Annotated in this window: 15 protein-coding genes and 1 tRNA gene; 5 read left to right on the top strand and 11 right to left on the bottom strand. The window is 56.8% G+C overall.

Annotation, left to right across the window (positions count from 1 at the left end; translation table 11 throughout):
- Window positions 1–143 precede the first annotated feature (143 nt).
- Window positions 144–1,745: an MFS transporter gene (locus ACWNMW_RS00970; RefSeq protein ID WP_449489740.1), complete on the top strand. Its 1,602-nt coding sequence runs from the start codon at window positions 144–146 to the stop codon at window positions 1,743–1,745.
- Here the strand turns inward: ACWNMW_RS00970 and ACWNMW_RS00975 are convergent.
- The 6 genes from ACWNMW_RS00975 to ACWNMW_RS01000 form a co-directional block, all read right to left on the bottom strand.
- The gene (locus tag ACWNMW_RS00975) at window positions 1,723–2,829 is read right to left on the bottom strand and encodes a peptidase C39 family protein (RefSeq protein ID WP_449489741.1); all 1,107 of its coding nucleotides are present in this window, start codon (window positions 2,827–2,829) and stop codon (window positions 1,723–1,725) included. The two genes, ACWNMW_RS00970 and ACWNMW_RS00975, sit on opposite strands and share 23 nt — an antisense overlap.
- Window positions 2,822–4,402 (bottom strand): ATP-binding cassette domain-containing protein, encoded by a 1,581-nt coding sequence (locus ACWNMW_RS00980; RefSeq protein WP_449489742.1) that lies wholly within the window; start codon window positions 4,400–4,402, stop codon window positions 2,822–2,824. Before ACWNMW_RS00980 ends, ACWNMW_RS00975 begins: the two co-directional genes overlap by 8 nt.
- On the bottom strand, window positions 4,399–5,265 hold the full coding sequence (locus tag ACWNMW_RS00985; protein WP_314212260.1) for an ABC transporter permease: 867 nt from the start codon (window positions 5,263–5,265) through the stop codon (window positions 4,399–4,401). The genes ACWNMW_RS00980 and ACWNMW_RS00985 overlap by 4 nt, the downstream gene beginning before the upstream one ends.
- On the bottom strand, window positions 5,262–6,212 hold the full coding sequence (locus ACWNMW_RS00990) for an ABC transporter permease (protein WP_034502768.1): 951 nt from the start codon (window positions 6,210–6,212) through the stop codon (window positions 5,262–5,264). The genes ACWNMW_RS00985 and ACWNMW_RS00990 overlap by 4 nt, the downstream gene beginning before the upstream one ends.
- Window positions 6,212–7,801: an ABC transporter substrate-binding protein gene (locus ACWNMW_RS00995; protein ID WP_034502766.1), complete on the bottom strand. Its 1,590-nt coding sequence runs from the start codon at window positions 7,799–7,801 to the stop codon at window positions 6,212–6,214. The genes ACWNMW_RS00990 and ACWNMW_RS00995 overlap by 1 nt, the downstream gene beginning before the upstream one ends.
- 165 nt (window positions 7,802–7,966) lie before the next feature.
- The gene (locus tag ACWNMW_RS01000) at window positions 7,967–9,325 is read right to left on the bottom strand and encodes a M20/M25/M40 family metallo-hydrolase (RefSeq protein ID WP_449489743.1); all 1,359 of its coding nucleotides are present in this window, start codon (window positions 9,323–9,325) and stop codon (window positions 7,967–7,969) included.
- Window positions 9,326–9,570: 245 nt separating this feature from the next.
- On the opposite strand from ACWNMW_RS01000, the gene valS reads away from it, so the two are divergent.
- On the top strand, window positions 9,571–12,330 hold the full coding sequence (gene valS, locus ACWNMW_RS01005; RefSeq protein WP_449489744.1) for a valine--tRNA ligase: 2,760 nt from the start codon (window positions 9,571–9,573) through the stop codon (window positions 12,328–12,330).
- A gap of 64 nt (window positions 12,331–12,394) precedes the next feature.
- Here valS and ACWNMW_RS01010 read toward each other — a convergent pair whose 3' ends face one another.
- The 3 genes from ACWNMW_RS01010 to ACWNMW_RS01020 are packed head-to-tail and all read right to left on the bottom strand — an operon-like array spanning window position 12,395 to window position 14,759.
- Window positions 12,395–13,276 (bottom strand): hypothetical protein, encoded by an 882-nt coding sequence (locus ACWNMW_RS01010; RefSeq protein ID WP_449489745.1) that lies wholly within the window; start codon window positions 13,274–13,276, stop codon window positions 12,395–12,397.
- Window positions 13,273–14,043, bottom strand: a complete 771-nt coding sequence (locus tag ACWNMW_RS01015; RefSeq protein WP_449489746.1) for a hypothetical protein — start codon at window positions 14,041–14,043, stop codon at window positions 13,273–13,275. The genes ACWNMW_RS01010 and ACWNMW_RS01015 overlap by 4 nt, the downstream gene beginning before the upstream one ends.
- An 11-nt stretch (window positions 14,044–14,054) precedes the next feature.
- The gene (locus ACWNMW_RS01020; protein ID WP_449489747.1) at window positions 14,055–14,759 is read right to left on the bottom strand and encodes a hypothetical protein; all 705 of its coding nucleotides are present in this window, start codon (window positions 14,757–14,759) and stop codon (window positions 14,055–14,057) included.
- Window positions 14,760–14,950: 191 nt separating this feature from the next.
- Between ACWNMW_RS01020 and ACWNMW_RS01025 the strand changes: the two genes are divergently transcribed.
- Window positions 14,951–15,979: a hypothetical protein gene (locus ACWNMW_RS01025; RefSeq protein WP_449489748.1), complete on the top strand. Its 1,029-nt coding sequence runs from the start codon at window positions 14,951–14,953 to the stop codon at window positions 15,977–15,979.
- 29 nt (window positions 15,980–16,008) lie between these two features.
- On the top strand, window positions 16,009–17,049 hold the full coding sequence (locus ACWNMW_RS01030) for a cell wall protein (protein ID WP_449489749.1): 1,041 nt from the start codon (window positions 16,009–16,011) through the stop codon (window positions 17,047–17,049).
- A 139-nt stretch (window positions 17,050–17,188) separates the two neighbouring features.
- On the opposite strand, the gene ACWNMW_RS01035 is transcribed toward ACWNMW_RS01030, so the two are convergent.
- Window positions 17,189–17,262: transfer RNA gene (locus ACWNMW_RS01035), tRNA-Met, on the bottom strand.
- Between the two features lie 124 nt (window positions 17,263–17,386).
- Between ACWNMW_RS01035 and rmuC the strand changes: the two genes are divergently transcribed.
- A complete protein-coding gene (rmuC, locus tag ACWNMW_RS01040) occupies window positions 17,387–18,619 on the top strand; it encodes a DNA recombination protein RmuC (protein WP_449489750.1) in 1,233 nt (410 codons plus the stop codon).
- Here the strand turns inward: rmuC and ACWNMW_RS01045 are convergent.
- Window positions 18,572–19,126 (bottom strand): dihydrofolate reductase, encoded by a 555-nt coding sequence (locus tag ACWNMW_RS01045; RefSeq protein WP_449489751.1) that lies wholly within the window; start codon window positions 19,124–19,126, stop codon window positions 18,572–18,574. The genes rmuC and ACWNMW_RS01045 overlap by 48 nt on opposite strands.
- Between the last annotated feature and the right edge of the window lie 38 nt (window positions 19,127–19,164).

A 19,164-nucleotide genomic window follows, 5' to 3' on the forward strand; every position in this document is an offset into this window, starting at 1 on the left:
GGGGCTGGGTGCGCGTGGCGTGCCGGCTCCGGCCTCGGCCTATACGTCGGACGACAACGAGCACCTGTTCATTCCCCCAGAACACATGAACAATTCACCGAATATGTGCACGAGCAATGAAGAGGGGATGCACAATAGAGACCATGACTGATTCTTCAACGCCTCCTGCGCTGAGCAAAAAGGAACTCGACGATCTGACTCGAGACACTCCAGCTTCGGGGCCAAAGCGCTCCATCGCTTTCCTCGCAGGAGTCGCTACCTTCGGTTCCCTGCTCTTCGGATATGACACGGGCGTCATCGCCGGCGCACTGCCCTATATGTATATGCCTCGCAGCGCCGGAGGCCTTGGAATTAATGAATTCCAAGAAGGCCTGGTCGGGGCATTTCTGGCCCTCGGTGCCGCACTGGGAGCGATCGTCGGTGGCCGCCTATCCGATCGCTACGGGCGCCGCCACAATATCCTCCTTTTGGCGGGAATCTTCATTCTCGGAACGCTGGGGTGCACCTTTGCCCCAAATGTCGCGATTCTGTACATCTTCCGTTTCATCTTGGGGCTTGCCGTCGGTGGCGCCTCGGCGACCGTTCCCGTGTACCTCGCAGAGTCTGCCCCAACGCGCGTTCGGGGTTCATTGGTTGCACTCGACCAATTCATGATCGTCTTTGGCCAGCTCCTCGCCTACTCGATGAACGCGATCCTATCTGGTGCTCACGGTGGACCTCAGGTCTTTGTTTCCGAGGACCCTTCAGGCACTTTGACCGGCGGACAATGGTATCCCTGGGATCAAGTCCAGCACGTGACAACCGCAGTCGTCACCAGCGGCGACGGCTTGGCATGGCGTTGGATGCTTGTACTTGCAACGATACCGGCCGTCTGCCTATGGCTGGGAATGCGCCTCATGCCTGAGTCTGGGCGCTGGTATGCTTCCAAGGACCGCTACTACGAGGCCATCGGCGCACTCAAGCGTATCCGCGATCCCAAGCGCGACAATCTGCGTGAAGAAATCGAGCGGATCGCGGCACTTCAGCATGACCAGCACACTCAAGGACACTGGTCACTGCGCCGAACGCTTTCTGTCAAGTGGACTCGGCGTTTACTTCTCATCGGCATCGGCCTTGCGTGCTTCGACCAGCTCACCGGTATCAATACCGCGATGTACTACCTGCCCAAGATCCTTGCTGCAGCAGGTTTCTCCGCAGCAGATTCCATCACTCTCAACGTCATTACAGGTGCTGTTGCATGCGCAGGAGCAGGTTTCGGCCTCTATCTGGTGTCGCGTCTTGCTCGCCGTCATGTCGGCATCTACCAAGAAACTGGCGTGACGCTTTCTCTTTTTGCTTTGGCGATTGTCTTTGGCTTCGGGATCTCTCCCTACGTCCAAAGTGATGGAACAATCTCACAATCGATCCCGACATATCTGCCGTGGCTCGTCGTTGTTTTGGTATCGCTCTTCGTCTTTGCCAAGCAGTCCGGAACCGTCAACTGGGTTTTGGTTTCGGAGATCTTTCCTTCCAAGATCCGAGGCGTGGCGCAGGGTTTCGCTGTCGGCTGCGGTTGGCTGATGAACGCTGTCGTCACCTGGGTATTCCCGGTCATGATTACGCACTTGGGAGCAACGTGGACCTACGCCGTGTTTGGCCTTATTAACGTTGTTTCCTTGTGCTTCTACGTGTTCATCGTTCCCGAGACACGAGGCGTATCGCTGGAAACCTTTGAAAAGAATTTCAGCGAGAAGTACGGACGCTAAGGAGAGCGCGTTCGTGGGTGTCATCAGCCCACTGTGCGGCCTCCCATAGGTCGCGTGTGTGGAGGGGCTGGACATAGGTTTCCACCCAGGTCTCGCCGAACTCTTCGTCGTACCAGGGATCGTGCATCAAAAGGAAGTCTCCGACACGTCCCCAAATGAGAAGCCAGTGCGGGGTATCTTCCCCATTGAGTGGAGCGAGGTCGACTAGAGCAATGACGTGCTTGCCCGATTCCAGTGCCGAGGTGATGTCTTCTACCGACAGTTCCCTCACCTGGGAGGTGACTCCCAACTCACGTGCACGCACCATATGCTCGTGGTGAAGAGCGACCCGCGCCCGCTTTCCCAGCATCGTGGTTTTAGAAACTCCCACGATGGGCTGAGTGGTCGTCACAAGGACCTCGACCTGTGCGCCGTGGTCCGCTAGTGCCGAGGCCAAGCCGAAGTGCCCCACTCCCCCTGAGTAGGTCGCTTGACGCCAGAGGTTGAGCTCATTGACAAAGTCGGTGTGCGGGTCGCCTTCAATCTCACCGAGCGTCATCAGTGCGCTTGCGGGACCGCAGGTAAATTCCGTTTTTTGGTGCTCGTAAGCGGGGATCATTAAATTCGTGGCTTCCGGCTCGTAATCTGGATTCCAGAAAAGCCAACCGCTATGCGAATAGTCTCGATCATTTTCAATGGGATGCGGGTTCCCGTTGATCGTTACCTGCTCAAAACCGCTCGAGCGAAGGACATCTACAAAAACCCCTTCATCAGCCCATGAATCGGCTTTAATCAGAGGAAAGCCCCGTGAACGCATGTCATCGCTAAGCTCCGCCACGATCTCACACAGGCGGACAAGCTGTTCGTCGTCGCTTGCGTCTTTTCCGCTGCAGAGAAGTGTCCATCCAGCGATGCGCAAGTGAGCTGACAGCTCACGGTGGACTTCCCACACTCCCACAGGGCCATTGATCCACAAGGTCGCATGCATTTTGGGCCCAAGGCATGCCCAGTCTTTCGCACGCTCATGCGGGACACCTAAAGCGATCAGTCGCTCGTAGCCATTGTCGCCAGGTTCAATCGAAATCCGCAAAATATCTTCAGTCATCGTGGCCCTCTTGTCCGGGAACAGCAGCAAGAAGCGCGCGAGTGTAGTCCTGACTCGGAGAGTGAAGAATATCTTCCGTAGGTCCTTCTTCGACGATCACTCCATCTTTCATAACAATCATCCGGTCACACATCTGGCGTGCAACTGCAAGATCATGCGTAATGAAGAGCAAGGCGAAACCTTCTGTGCGTTGCAGGCGAAGCAAAAGTTCCAGAACTGATGCCTGCACCGAAACATCAAGGGCGGAAACGGCCTCGTCGCAGATCAGAAGCTGCGGATGCGTTGCCAAAGCGCGCGCAATCGCCACGCGTTGACGCTCGCCGCCCGACAAACGCGCAGGGTAGCGATCGGCATAGGAAGCAGGAAGATCAACAGATTGAAGAAGCTGCGCTACCTCACTGGCCTCGCGGCCACCCACGCGCAAGGCCTCGGCAAGGGTCGCACCAACGCTTCGAGCGGGATTGAGGGCCGAGTAGGGATTTTGGAAGACGATCCCAATCGGCGGCGGTCCCACGACGTGCGTGCGCCGAGGCCCCCGTTCAACGCCGTTGATACTCACGCTGCCCGAATCAGCCTTTTCCAATCCAATGATCAGGCGTGCGAGCGTTGTCTTTCCAGAACCCGATTCACCGACAATGCCCACTGACTCTTGTGGTTTTATCGCAACAGAAACACCATCGACGGCCACGTGCCTTCCTCCGCGCCCGTGGCCACGAAAAACCTTGACCAGCTCACGAGCCTCAACAAGAGGAGGAAGCTCAGTGTGCGCGGTAGAAGCCGGACTCTCAGGGCGAGGATTGGGACCATCAAGTCGAGGCTCAGCAGCGGCGAGCTCACGCGTATAGGGAGTTTCTGGGTGAGCGAAGACCTTTGCAACAGCGCCCGATTCGACGACGCGCCCATGGCGCATTACAACTACTTCATCCCCGTACTCGCGAGCAAGAGCTAAATCGTGAGTGATGAGAACCAGTGCCATTCCCCGGATCGAACGAAGATCACTCAAAAGGTCAAGGATTTCTTTTTGAGTCGTCACATCCAAAGCGGTTGTTGGTTCGTCGGCAATAAAGACCGCGGGAGAAGAATCCAGTGCGGCCGCAATGGCGACGCGTTGACGCATACCACCGGAGAGTTCATGCGGATACGCTCGCGCCACGCGCTCGGGAAGCCCAACCTCACGCAAACGCTCCCCGATCCGCTCGCGACGTTCACGCTGAGAAAGGCGCTGTCCGGCAACAATCTGATCTCCGCATCGCTGAGTCGGCGACAAGGAAGTGAAGGGGTCCTGAGGAAGCCAGACAATGCCTTGGCCACGAAGGCCCTTGAAGGCCCGCGCGTTGCGCACAATGTCGTATTCACGTCCCTGCAGGGCGACGCGTCCTTGAGCGCGAAGAGAATGCGGGGTAAGGGCACAGATCGTGCGGGCAAGCATAGATTTGCCTGCGCCAGACTCACCAACGATCACCAGGGTATGACCTGCACGCGCTTGAATCGTCACGTCATCGACGAGGCTACGGCCATCAGCAGCCCAGACACTGATACCCGAGGCCAACAAACCCATATCGTCAGTCGTCATGAGCGCACCTCCTGCCTTTCACTCCACCAATCGCCAGCGATGTTAATCGCGGTGGCGGTAATGATGATGGCAAGACCGGGGATCACACAGGCGGCCGGATTTTGAGCAAGGATGAAACGTCCATCGGCAAGCTGGCGTCCCCAGTCTGCGTCCTGAGCTCCCACGCCAAAGCCAAGGTAGGACAGGCCTGAAAGAGAGACAAGAGCAAAAGCCACGTTGACAAAGAGGTTCGCCCACACGATCGGGGTGATGTTGGGCAGAATGTGGATGCCCAAGATACGCGGAGAAGACAATCCCAGAACCTGTGCAGATTCAATATAAGGCTGCGGTTTCTGCTGGAGCGTCGCCGCGCGGATCATGCGGATATCTGAGGGCGCGAACAAGATGATCAGAACGCCCACGGTCACCCAGTAGGAGCCTCCAATCACGCCTGCAACGACGATCGCTAACAAGGTGACCGGCATAGAAAGCAGGATTTCGCACGAGCGAGAAACCAGTGTGTCCCACCAGCCTCCCCACCAAGCGGCAGTCATTCCAAAAAGCAGGCCTAATACCATCGAGCCGCCGGCAATGACGATAGGGCCAAGGACCGCTGATCGCGCGCCCGCAATAGTGAGAGCAAGAATATCGCGGCCAACTTTGTCGGTTCCAAAGATGTGGCCCACCGTCCCGGCTGGGCTCACGCCCAAGCTCACGTTCTGACCCAGCGCATTGGGAGCCAGCAGCGAAGAGAAGAAAACGCAGAGCGCAACCAGACCCAGGATCACAAAGGAGAGCGCGACGGAACCGGGGATGGTGCGCGCGAAGTGTCCGAGGCCTCGTAAAGTCGAACGGAAACGATCAGTAGGCTGAGCGCTGCTCACGCGGCACCCCCTTCTTCGAGCTTCTGACGAGGATCGATCGCAAAAGCGGCGACATCCACAACGAAAGTAACGGCGATGATCACCACCGCGACCAAGAGGGCTATCGCCTGAACGACGGGCACATCCTTATAGGTGATGGAGTCGGCAAGGAGTTGCCCCAGTCCGGGAAGAGAAAAAGCTTCCTCGACAAGAACAGTCGAGCCGAAAAGAGTACCCAGGATCAGTCCCGCGGAAGTAATGATCGGCAGCGAGGCCGCGCGCAGGTACATGCGGGTGATGCGCCTGGAGGCCAAGCCGCGAGAGCGCGCGAAAGTCACGTAGTCCTGCTTGAGTTCTGCAATGACTGCGGCGCGTGTAATCCTCACGATCATCGCTCCAATCCCCGTTGCCAGCGCGAGCGCGGGAAGAGCGAGGTGCCAGAGGGTATCGAGGAGTCCCTCCCCCTGCCCGAAGATGGGGAACCATCCGAGCATGAGTCCGAAGACGTAGAGGAGGACAAGTCCCAGGGCGAAACCGGGAGCGGAAATGCCAACGACGCTCCATCCGACGATGGAGCGATCAACCCAGCTTCCTGCGCGGCGTGCCGCCCAGATCCCCAGGGGCACACCGACACAGATCGCAATGATAAAGGACATGAGCGTAAGGGTTGCTGTCAGACCGACGCGCCCGGCGAGGACGTCCGTGACGGGGGTCGCCGAGCGCACCGAATCGCCAAAATCGCCCGTGAGCGCGCGGCTGAGCCAGTGCCAATAACGAATCAAAAAGGGTTCGTCGAGGCCGTATTTTTGCGTAATGGCAGCACGAACCTCGGGGGTCAGGCGGCGGGTGCCAACCAAGATCTTCACCGGATCTCCCGGGACCATATCCAAGAGGGAGAAGATGATGAAAGACAGGGCTAGCAGTACCGCCGCGAAACCCGCGAGGCGTCGAGCAAGAAAACGCACCATCACTTCGTGACGTTCAGGGACGCGGCCCAGGGGGTCATGAAGAAGTAGGACGTGTAGTTATTGGGAGTGACGGTCTTGGAGAAAGCAGTTGAAGTCTTGCCCCACCAGATCGGCGAGTAAATCGTGTTCTGCTGGGCAATGCGCTCAGCAGCGACAATTTGTTCGGCGCGCTTTTGAGGATCCGTCTCCTGGTTCGACGATGCGATGAGACCTTGAACTTCCTCATTCACATAACGTGCGGGATTACTAGGACCGAGCAGCCAGCCGGCGATTTCAGCGGGGTCGCCGGTCGTCGAGGTGTAGCTCATGTAGTACAGGCCGTATTCACCTGTTCCCACCTTGGAAACCCACTCTTCGATGGGCTTCGAAGTCACCGTGACGTTAATTCCGATCTGCTTGAGGTTCTCCGCAATAGCGAGTGCTGCGGATCCCATTTCAGGAATCGAGGCCGGGTAGGTCAGTTCGGTGTCGAAACCGTTGGGGACCTTCGACTGAGCGAGCTCTGCTCGAGCCTGCTCCATGTTGAAGGAGTCAACGGGGAGATTGGCTTGGAGTTCACGAGCCTTATCGACGCCGATCTCGCTGCCCAACTGATCGTTGGGTTCGATTCCGGTCGCAACTTCGCCTCGGCCCTTGAGGATCGAGTCGACGATGGCCTTTCGGTCGACAGCGTGAGCGATTGCCTTACGGACGTGAATGTCATCGAAGGGAGCAACGCCTTCATCGAAGGTCAATCCCACGAAGGAACGGTCGGATTCGGTCAGGACCTTCACTCCGTTGATCGATTCAAACTGAGAAAGCTGATCTGTCGGGAGCTGAGTCGAGATGTCGATCTGACCGCTTTGCTGAGCAAGAAGACGCGAGTTTTCATCAGAGAAGAAATCAAACTCGATGGTCTGCGCGGGAGTATCTCCACCCCACCAGGTTCCACTCTTCTCGAAAACTGCCTTCGAGTCGGGCTGGAACGAGGTTGCCTTGTAAGGGCCAGTCCCCATGATCAGGTCCTTGGAGGAACCATAGGACTGCGCGGCCTCGTAGAAGGACTTCTCAGTAATCCACAGGCCACCGTTTGCCGTCACGGTCCACCCGAAATTCTCGGCCGGAGAAGGAAGGGTAATGGTAATTTCCCACTCTCCGGTCTGCGCCGCTTCAATTCCTGCCGTCCAGTACACGGCCGAAGAAGGCGACTTTTCGGGATCCTTCGCGACGTTGATCGAGAAGAGAACATCTTCAATGGTCACGGGGTTGCCGTCTTGGAACTTCGCGTCCTGACGGATCTGGAATACCCAGGTTTTCGCATCATCCGTGTGGTAAGCCGTCGCAATTGCCGGAACCAGCTTGCCGTCCTTATCGACAGCGAGCAGACCTTCAGAGGTCACCTGTGCAACGTAGTAGTTGATAATTCCGGTTTCGTGGGCGGTATCCAGGGTCGACAAAGAACCCGGGAGACCGACCGTAATTGTCCCTGCCTTGCTCGAGGACTGCGTCGAAGAGGCATTCTTCGGCGCACAGGCTGCCAGCGAGGTACACATAAGGACAGCGGCTGAGACAAGAGCGGCTGCTTTCATGGTGATGCGTGATGCTGGCATCCAATTCTCCTTTGTTCCTTTGGCGCGCACGGACGTGCACAAATATAACGATATGGGTCAACAGGTCCCTTGGCGAGTTGTGCCACGTACTGGTCGTTTGTAACAGCAAATCTCACATTCACTGGGCAGGAGCCAATGCGCAGAAATTCCCCAAACGTGCTGGAATTATTCGCCAATATAGAGGCGAACAAGGCGTTCTAGATCACGCGCGGTCGAGAAGACGTCTTCGATGGGCATATGTTCGTCGTGCGCATGAAGTTGCGAATAGACCTCGCCGAGCGTCGCCCCGGAAGCACATGATCCAAAACCGTAGCCCACTCCCCCCTTGCGCCTGCCGACCCTGAGGTCTGATCCTCCTGGGAAGAGGATGGGGACTACGACTGCGCCGGGGTGCGCTTCGCGAAGAACTTCTTCGATTGCTCGGTAGAGTTTCGTCTCGATTGACGAGGCCGTGGCTGGCTCGCTGAGCAAGCGCTCGATCTGGATGCGGGGGGCCAGCTCCCCCAAGGCCTCGAAAATCGCGCGATCGACGTCATCGTCACTTTGCCCAGGCAGAGTACGGATATCGAGTTCGATGTAGCCAGAGGAAGGAAGAACGTTAATCGGACCTCCGGCCCTGACAACGGTTTGCGCAACAGTCATATGCGAAACGGCGTGAGCGTATGCGGCAAGATCACCAAATTCGCTGTAGTCACCGGTGTAGCTCCCCTCAAGCAAAGAAGTTTCAAGAGCAGCATCGAACTCGAAGGCGCGAACAAAACCCGCCCAGATTTCATCGCTTGCATGGGGCCATTGGGCTTGAGCGAGAGCACGCGAAACCCTACCCAGCATCTCGACTGCACTCACTCGACCAAGGGGAATCGATCCATGACCGGCATCCCCGCGCACATGAAGACGCCGTTGCGCGGCTCCCTTTTCTCCGACAATGACGACGACGCTATCTCGGCCCCGGGCGCCTCGAATATGCGCGCCTCCCATTTCAGATAACGAAGCATCCCACGAGAAAGCCTCGGGGCGATGTTCACCGATCCACGGAACTCCCAGTCCGCCTCGTGCTTCTTCATCCGCAGCAGCGACGAAAGTCAGGGTCGCTTGTGGTCGTGCGCCACCATCGGCGATTTCTTGGGCGATGCGGCGAGTGACGACAGCCATAGCAGCGGTGAGGTGGAGCATGTCCACGCTCCCTCGGCCCCAAATTTGTCCATCGCTGATTTCCCCTTCAAAAGGAGGGTGCGTCCAGTGCTTTTCATCGACTGGGACAACGTCGGCGTGTCCCAGAAGAGTGAGAGCTTCGCAACTGGGATCCGTTCCGGGAACCGTGACGACTAAGGTCGTTCGACCCGGATGGGCTTCAATGCGCTCACACGTCACGGGAAGGCCGGCAAAGTAGTCTTCAAAAAGATTGGCAGCCTTGATCTCCTGTCCCGAATCTGGGGTAAGGTCATTGACCGATTGCAAGGCGATCAGCCGTCGAAGAAGACCGAGGGTTTCTTCTCCGATATCACGTGTGTGCACCGCAGCCATGACTCTCCTTTTCAAGTGTGAGCGATCCTTAATCCAGACTACTCAGGCTCTCCTTCTTCGCTCGCGCAGACCGCTCGATGAGCGGATGTAACGAAGGGATCCTTTTGCTCGTGTGCACGCTGCTCTGCATTCTCCAGTCTAGTCCCCACTGTGAGCGACTCATCGGCGCGTTCTCGCTGGACCGGGGACCTGATGAAACGTAGGCTTGGACGGTAATAAGTCCACGACTCGGATGGAGAATATGTATGAGCGCTCAGCGCCAGGCCGAACCAACCTCGCTGCCCGCACCCCAGGTGCCGGACAAGGTCGCCACTGAAGGCCTCGAAGCCCAGTGGAACCAGCGTTGGGAAGATCAGGGAACCTATCGTTTTGATCGAAGCCGCCCCCGCCAAGAGGTTTACTCGATCGACACTCCCCCGCCCACGGTTTCGGGTTCACTTCACGTCGGCCACGTGTTCTCGTACACGCACACCGACGTCGTCGCACGTTTCCAGCGAATGCTGGGTAAATCGGTCTTCTACCCCATGGGCTGGGATGATAACGGCCTGCCTACCGAGCGCCGCGTTCAGAACTACTTCGGGGTTCGCGTCGATGCGACCCTCCCCTATGATCCGAACTTCGAACCCCCTCATGTTGGCGGCGAAGGCAAGTCCATCAAGGCTCGCGATCAGGTGCCGATCTCGCGTCGTAATTTCGTGGAGCTGTGCGAGCGCTTGACCGTCGAGGACGAGAAGCACTTCGAGGATCTGTGGCGCCACTTGGGCCTGTCGGTTGACTGGACCCAGAATTACCAGACCATCGGTACTCGTGCCCGCAAGGTTGCCCAGGCCGCGTTCCTGCGCAATCTCGAGCGCGGCGAGGCCTATCAGGCTGAGGCTCCTGGCCTGTGGGACGTGACCTTCCAGACCGCGGTTGCCCAGGCTGAGCTTGAGAGCCGCGAATCCCCGGGCTTCTACCACCGCCTCGCCTTCCACATCACCGACCCCGCGCGCGCTGCCGAGGCCGCTGCAGCCGGTGCGCCAGTTGAGAACGGTGTTGATGTCTGCATTGAGACGACTCGTCCCGAGCTTCTTCCCGCGTGCGTGGCCTTGATCGCTCACCCCGACGACGAGCGCTACAAGCCCCTATTCGGCACCACGGTTGCCTCCCCTGTTTTCGGTGTTGAGGTCCCCGTTCTTCCTCACCCCGAGGCAGAGATGGACAAGGGCGCCGGTATCGCCATGTGCTGTACTTTCGGTGACACGACCGATATCGATTGGTGGCGTGACCTGAACCTTCCGCTGCGCACAGTTTTGCGCAAGGACGGCCGCCTGCAGACCGAAACCCCCGAGTGGATCACCACCGATGAGGGCCGCGAGGCCTTCGCTGAGCTTGCGGGGAAGACCACCTTCTCTGCTCGCGAGGCCTTGGTGGCGCGCCTCGAGGCAAGCGGCGAAATGCGCGGCGAACCCCAGAAGACGATGCGCCAGACAAACTTCTTTGAAAAGGGCGACAAGCCCCTGGAGATCGTGACTTCGCGTCAGTGGTACATCCGTAACGGCGGCAAGCCGTGGGTCAATCCTGCAACTGGCAAGGACCTGAACGAGGAACTCATTGAGCGCGGTAAGGAGCTGGAGTTCCACCCGGACTTTATGCGCGTACGCTACGAGAACTGGGTACGCGGCCTCAACAACGACTGGCTGGTTTCCCGTCAGCGTTTCTTCGGCGTCCCCTTCCCCCTGTGGTACCGCGTTGACGAAAATGGCGAAGTCGATTACACGCAGATCATCACCCCCAGTGAAGATCAGCTTCCTGTTGATCCCTCATCGGATACCGCTCCGGGTTACACCGAGGATCAACGCGGCATCGCCGGTGGCTTCGTGGGCGAACTCGACATCATGGATACTTGGGCGACCTCTTCTCTCTCCCCGCAGATTGCCTGCGGGTGGCTTGAGGACGAGGACTTGTTCTCTCGCACCTACCCGATGGACTTGCGTCCGCAGGGTCAGGACATTATCCGAACCTGGCTGTTCTCAACGGTCGTCCGCGCAGATCTGGAATTTGGCGCGCTCCCTTGGGCACACGCAGGTCTTTCCGGATGGATCTTGGACTCGGATCACAAGAAGATGTCGAAGTCTAAGGGCAATGTCGTGACCCCCATGGGCCTGCTCGAGAAGTTCGGCTCGGACGCGGTGCGTTACTGGGCGGCATCTGCTCGACTGGGCCTGGATGCCGCTTTTGATGAATCGCAGATGAAGATTGGCCGCCGCCTGGCCATCAAGGTGCTCAACGCTTCGAAGTTTGCTCTCACGATGGGCGGGGACGCAGATCTGGATCTGGACATCACGCATGTCGTCCAGCCGCTGGACCGTTCGATGCTTGCCGGACTGCGTGAGGTTGTCGCCTCTGCGACCGCTGCTTTGGAAAACTACGAGCATGCTCGCGCACTGGAAGTCACCGAGTCCTTCTTCTGGACGTTCTGTGATGATTACTTGGAGCTCGTGAAGGAACGCGCCTACAACCGCGAGGGCAAGTGGAGCGATCAGGCTTCTGCTTCTGCCCGCGCAGCGCTGGCGATCGCCATCGATACCTTCGTTCGCTTGCTTGCTCCCTACCTGCCCTTCGTGACCGAAGAGGTGTGGAGCTGGTATCGCGAAGGTAGCGTCCACCAGGCTGCATGGCCGACCACCTCCAACCTTGAGGTCACTCCGGATGGGACCGTTGAAGGCGCTATCGAAGATGCTTCTAGCGTGTTGTTGGGTGTTGCCTCTGAGGCACTGGTGGTCCTGCGCCGCGTGAAGTCCGAAGCAAAGGTTTCCCCCAGGACACCCTTCCTTGAGGTGACGGTATCTGCTCCCGAGCAGATGATCCCCCTGCTTGAGGAGGTCTTGGAAGATCTTGCGGCCGCGACGAAGATTCAGGGTCCTGCTCACTTCGAGGCCTCGGCAGAGGCTACCGAAGATCAGGGTTCTATCCGCGTTGCTTCCTTCGAGTTGGGCGAAGCCCCGGCTAAGAAGAAGAACTAAGTTCTAGGTATAAGGGTGTGGGCCCGGCAGCTGCCGGGCCCACACCCTTATACGAAGGAAAGACCTATTGGAGGTTTTCCTGGTTGTCGTTCACATGGGCGCGAAGGCCGTAGCGTTCTTCTTGGCGACGGCGAAAAACGTCGTCTTTACCGCGGCGCCTGAGAGGGATATATTCACCGGTCTCTTCGGTGTAGCCCTTCGCAACTGCCCAATCCCAGATCCGAGAGCACTGGATAACAGTGCTTTTTTCAGCCTCGTCTGCGTCAATATCCATCGAGGCAATGGGAATCGAGATAGCGGAACCGTCTGGACGAACAACCTTCGCTTGAGATGTCTTGACGGGTCTGCCTCGACGCGATCGGATCTGCACGTACAAGCCGCTCCTTGAACGTGGCCACGGCGAGCGCATTGTTCTGAAACAGAAAGTGACGCGGAAACCATCTTTGTCGATGTAATTCTTACAGGGCCAGAAGACAAGAACGCTCAATGCAACGAGCAAAATAACGATCAGCAGATCAACACCCAGCATGACCGAGTAGACAATTGGGTGATCTTGATTGATCACTGAAGCGGGGCCATCCCTCATCATTTTCACGAAAGGCATGAACAGGAAAAGCGCGAAAGCACAGGGCACAATAATGGCGATCCATGCCCCTGTCAGAACCACTATTCGTTCTGCCTCAAGAGGAATCGGCTTCTCGCCGTTTAGATCGTAGTAGTAGTCACCGTCTACAAGCGTCCCGATCTTCGAGACGATCTCTTCCTCTGGCTCAATGACGAAGCGCTCCCCAGCACCGGGAGGAAGCGATACTCGAGAAGAATCCTCAGCGGGCTGAGGAGCACTACCTTCAGCGGGCTGAGGAACGTAAGGATTACTACCCTCAGCAGGCTGAGGAGCGAAGGGATTACTACCTTCAGCAGGCTGAGGAGCGTAGGGATTAGTCATTGATTGAAGTTCTGGCGAAGACCGTAGCGTTCTTCCTGGCGACGGCGAAGAAACTGCTGAACCCCTAATCCCGCAAGAGGAATGTATTCCCCCGTTTCAACGGTGTAGCCCTTTGCAACCGCCCAATCCCAGATCCGAGAACATTGGATGACAGCATCTCGTTCAGTTTTGACTGAATCCACTCCCCTGAAGGTAATAGGAAGTAACGCGGAGGAACCGTCTGGGCGAATGACCTTCACTTCAGCTGTCTGAAGAGCTCGACCTTTCTGGTTCACAAGGCGAACATACAAACCCGTTCGCGAGTGCGGCCACGGAATCTGTATTTTCCTCGACAAAATAGACAGGGTCATCCCTTCAGAGTCGAGACAATCTGTACTTGGGAAATAAAGGAAACCATGAATAATGAGAAAGACGATGATCACCAGATCGACCCCTAGCATGAAGGACCAGATCAATGGATGATCCGCGTCAATGACCGCGTCAGTTCCCTTGGTCAGCATCGTTGGGAACGGTAGAGAGAGAAAGAGCGCTAAACACCACGACAAAATCACCATAAAGGTCGAGCCTTTTTCGAAGACTATTCGCTCTGCCTCAAGAGGAATCGGCTTCTCATCGTTTTGATCGTAGTAATAGCCACCGTCAACAACCGTCCCGATTTTCGAGACGATTTCTTCCTCTGGCTTAATGACGATGCGCTCCCCAGCAGCGGGAGGAAGTGATACTCGAGAAGAATCCTCAGCAGGCTGAGGAGCGTAGGGATTACTCATTGATTGAAGTTCTAGCGAAGACCGTAACGTTCTTCCTGAGACTGACGAAGTGCTTGGTGAATTCCAACTCCCGAAAGAGGAATGTACTCCCCCGTTTCAACGGTGTAGCCCCTTGCAACGCCCCAATCCCAAATACGCGAGCACTGAACGACACCTCGCCATTCCAATTCATCCGAGTTCGGACCGGTGAAGACAATCCCCAAGGGAATCTGCATTCCCTCAGCACTGATCAGTTTCACGTCGAAGGTCTGTGTCATCCGAGCGCTCGCCGAAGCAGCGTTTCCAGCCCGCGTGTTACGGACGTAGAAACTGGTACGCGAATGAGGCCAAGGGAAGCGCTTCGAGCCAAAAATGCTCGTGACATAGAAGCCCTGGTAGTCGATGTAGTCTTTGCGGGGCATCATGGCAAGCCCAGCGACAATCAAGAGAGCCCCGATCAAGAAACAAAGGATGATTGCAGCAACAGACTGTTCAGTGCGCACGGAATTGACACATGCAAGGAGGAAAACCCCACCCAAAACGAAGCCCACGATTGCTTTAGTCCACGAGCCTTTTTCAATGACCAGTCGGTTAACCACCGTGGGAATCGGACGATCGTCAAACTTATCGAAATAGTAGTCACCGTTTTCAATCCTGCCGGTTGCTGGCACACTTCCCTGCGGGATTGCCTGTCCGCCCATGGGCGGCAAGCTCGGTGGCATCGTCGGTTCACTCATTTTGCCCTCCTCAAATGTCTTCCAACATTTTCATACTACAACTGTTTTGAGAGAGGGTATTTCGCTCAGAACATATGAGCTTTAGGGCACAACTGGCCGTTTTTCTTGAACTGAGCACCTACTTACAGATAGCATCTTTCGGTATTGTGCTCAGACAGCTTGCTGAGTTTTTAAGGTTTTGGAGGCACGTTATGTTGAGGCGTTCGCAGCGAGGGTGGAGCATCATTGCTGCCCTCGCTACTGCAAGCGTTGCAATGGGGATTTTGGGGGTCTCCACCGCACAGCTTCAGGCTCAGGCAGATGAAGAACGCGTCCCCGATTTAATCCTCTTGAAGGACGCGGCCCACGTCCAGATGTCGGGCGGGCAGCCCGCCTACGATGAATTCGGCCTCCCTATTGGTCTTGATTCGACCGCGGATGCTCCCATTGGACGCTTCGAGGTCGGAGACTACGTTCTTTACCGCATCAATGTCCTGAATCGCAATTATCCCTATGTGAACAGCTTTACTGTTTCGGATTTCCTTCCCGAAGGGGTCACCTATCAAAACTCCTGGACACGTAGATGCTTCCACTCTGTTGTAGCTCCAACTGACCACCTGTGGGTCCGAGAGAGCCAAAGCGTGAATCCCGATGAGAGTCTGTACCCAGACAGCCCGATTACTTTCCCCTGTCGTGCACCTGAAGGATACTCTTCAGGGACCTACGATCACTGCAGCGGAACATGGACGAGTAGCACTGAGTATTTTGGATACGCTTCATATTCAACTTTGTTCGTCCTTGGACGTGTCGACAAGAAGGGCGCAGGAAAGACGCTTTCCAACACCGCTCGTTTAACGGATGTCTCTCCTCAAAATTCAAAGCTCTCCGTTGACTCATGGACCGCAGATATTACTGTTGCACCTCTTGCTACCGGCGCACAGGTTGAGGAGATCACTGATCCCTCACCTTGCTCAACACCGACACCTTCGGATTCCCCCACTTCTTCGCAGCCCTCACCATCGGTGAGCACATCCGCTCCTTCCGCAACCACAAGTGCCCCCACTACCACGCCCACCACCAGCGAGGCCTCGGCAACGACAAGCGCGACAGCAGCCTCTCGCGCACCGCAGACAACCACGCTCGCGCGGACGGGTGTTCCCCTGGCTCTCCTTGGGGGGATAGCGGTGCTCACCACTGTTGCAGGATCATCTTTCGTCTCGAGCAGGCGTAAGCTCGATTAAACCCCCGTTTACAGAAGGACCGACATACCATGACACTCCATCGTTCTCGACGCCGCAGTATGTGTGCAGCACTCCTCAGCGCCTGTGTTGCCCTGGGAATTGTCGGCGTTTCAGCATCCAAGTTCCAGGCCAACGCTGACCCAAACCAGGGCGCTGATCTTATCGTCTTGAAGGACGCTGCCCACGTCCAGATGTCTGGCGCTCAGCCTGTTTATGGCGCGAACGGACTGCCCATCGCTCTCGATTCGACGGCTGATTCCCCGATTGGGAACTTTAACGTTGGCGACTATGTTTTGTACCGCGTCAACATTCTTAACCGTGGCATTGGCACAGTCACAAACATCAATGTGAAAGACCTGCTGCCCGAGGGAATCACCTACCAGAACTCGTGGACCCGACTGTGCAACAACGAGATCCTTGCCTATCCTCCGGTCGATCACCTCTGGGTTCGCGAAGGACATGAATTTGATCCGAACCCGGACGACGGCCTCATTCGAGACTTCACTTTCCCCTGTACTGATGCCAAGACTTTCGGTTCCTATGATCACTGCACTGGAATCTGGGACGGCGGCGCAGGGCAGCTCGGTTTCATGAACTACACGACGCTGCATGTGCTCGGACGCGTGAATGAAAAGGGCGCGGGAACGACCATCTCTAACACCGCGGCGCTCACGGGATTCACCGGCGCTAATGCACAATCCTCTGCAGACTCTTGGACCGCCAATATCACCGTCGCTCCGCTGACTGCTGGAACACAAGTCGATCCAATCCTCGACCCCTCGCCGTGTGTAACGCCCACCCCCTCGCCTTCTCCGTCCGTTAGCTCAACAACACCTACCGCAAGCACTCCTACGGCTTCAGTGAGTACAAGCGCTGCATCTCCTTCAGCTAGTGAGTCAACGACGGTTTCGGTAAGCCCAAGCACGAGCTCGGCAGGAGCGCAGACCACTGCGTCGAAGCCATCAAAGCCCACGCTCGCGCGCACGGGTGCCCCGATTGCTTTCCTCGCTGGAGCAGCGGCACTGAGCGCAAGTGCAGGCGCTGCATTGCGCAAGCGCAAGCGCGGCTAGAAGTTCCTCCACTCAATTGCGGTCTACGCCTTGCGTAGACCGCAATTTTTAATTGGAACGGAGAGCTTAATACGCGAGTCTTCTCAGATAAGCGCGCAGAAATACAAAAACCCGGTCTCTATCGAGACCGGGTTACTAGTAGCGGGGACAGGATTTGAACCTGCGACCTCCGGGTTATGAGCCCGGCGAGCTACCGAACTGCTCCACCCCGCGTCGGTACCTATAAAAGGTACCTGTCTTGGCCCAAAAGCACAACTCGAGGCGGGTGACATGGGTCATGTAGATCCACACGCTCAAACTGGACGCAGATGAAAGTGCCCGGTTTTAGCATCGCTCCATGACACTTCAGAGCCTTTTCTTCTTCCTCCTCTGCGCAGCCCTAGCCTGTTTATCGTGGGCAGTGGGCAAGCATAGCGGGGCGCTCCACGCGCGCCTCGAACTTTCTCAGGATCTCGCACGCAGCCAAGCTCAGGTGGCAGAACTGCGTGAACGCCTCGCGCAAGAACACACCTTCCAAAGCCTCCTGGCCGATTCTCAATCCCAAGCAGCACAGCTTGAATCGGCGCAGCACCAACGCCTTATGCAGACAATCCTTCCGATCAACGAAGGCTTAAAACTCCTTCAAACCTCCGTCAGTTCTTTAGAACGACAGCAGGCCGCGCAAATCGGCGCGCTTGATCAGCAACTAAAGTGGACACGAGAATCGGAAGATTTACTTCGGCAGTCCACCCAAGAACTCACGCGCACGCTCTCTCATGCTCCTCTTCGCGGGACTTGGGGAGAAGCCCAGCTGCGTTCCCTCGTTGAGTCTGCCGGGCTTATCGAGCACGTTCACTTTGACACCCAAGTGCCAACGGCAGGCCGATCCAAACGCCCCGACATGATCGTCCTCCTCCCTCAAGACAAGTGCATTCCAGTTGATGCGAAAGTCCCACTGGATGCTTATTTGCGCGCCCAAAGCGAAGACACTCCCCTGCATCTTGATGGCGAGGATCCTTCGGATCAAACACTCACATACGAGCAGCTCATGCTCCAGCATGCGAAGTCCTTGCGCCGCCACGTCAGTGAACTTTCCCGAAAGGAATATTGGAAAGAACTCCCCCATGCCGCTGACTATGTCATCGCTTTTGTTCCCAGCGAATCGATTCTCTCTGCAGCATTGCATACCGATCCTTCACTTATGCACGACGCCTTAAACATGAATGTTGTTCTTGCTTCCCCCACGTCCCTTTGGGCGATTCTGCGAACAGTTGCTTTCACTTGGCGTCAACAAAGCCTATCCACACAGGCTCAAGAGATTATTCAGCTCTCTCAAGAACTCTACGAACGGCTCCAAACACTTGGAAAACACGCATCCAAAGTCTCCGTCGCACTCAACAATGCATCGCAGTCGTGGAATTCTTTCCTCGGTTCTTTTGAATCACGAGCATTAGTCAGCGCTCGGAAGCTCTCAGGAATTCATCTCAGTTCCGAACCCCTCGAGCGCGTTCATGTGGAGGCAAAGACTCTCACGACGCCCTTGTCACAGGCGACGGAAAACCCCGACTTTCCAGCGGAGGGCATCTCCTGAGGCGGGACGCCAGGCCTCATCGCTGCGGCTCAGGTCAAGTCCCCACTCTTCAGGGGATATCTCTGGAGCATACACGCGATGTTCGCTGCCCTTGATCTTTTCAAGACAGGGGTCGTCAAGTTCTAAGAAAGAGACGACAAGCTCATCCACCAGCGGCATTGACTGCGTGTAGATCTGTGCGCCGCCCGTGATCCACACGCGCTCACTGCCCCGCTCGCGTGCATCCTCTTGTCCAAGTCGCACAGCCTCGTCCAAGGAATGCGCAACCAGCGCACCATCCAGTTTCAGATCTGGGTTTCGGGTGATGACAATGGATGTTCTACCAGGCAGGGGACGCCCCAAGGCGTCCCATGATGAACGACCCATAATAATCGGGCAGTTCATTGTTGTGGCCTTGAAGTGAGCAAAATCCGCAGGAACCCGCCAGAGCATTTCAGTCCCCGACCCCAGCAGCCCATCAGCCGTTTGGGCCCAAATCGAGGCAAGAGGGACCGAGCGATGCTGCACGTGCGGTTCCTCCCCCACCACCGTTTCCCGGGCAGCGC

This window comes from Actinomyces sp. Marseille-QA0893 (assembly GCF_976954355.1).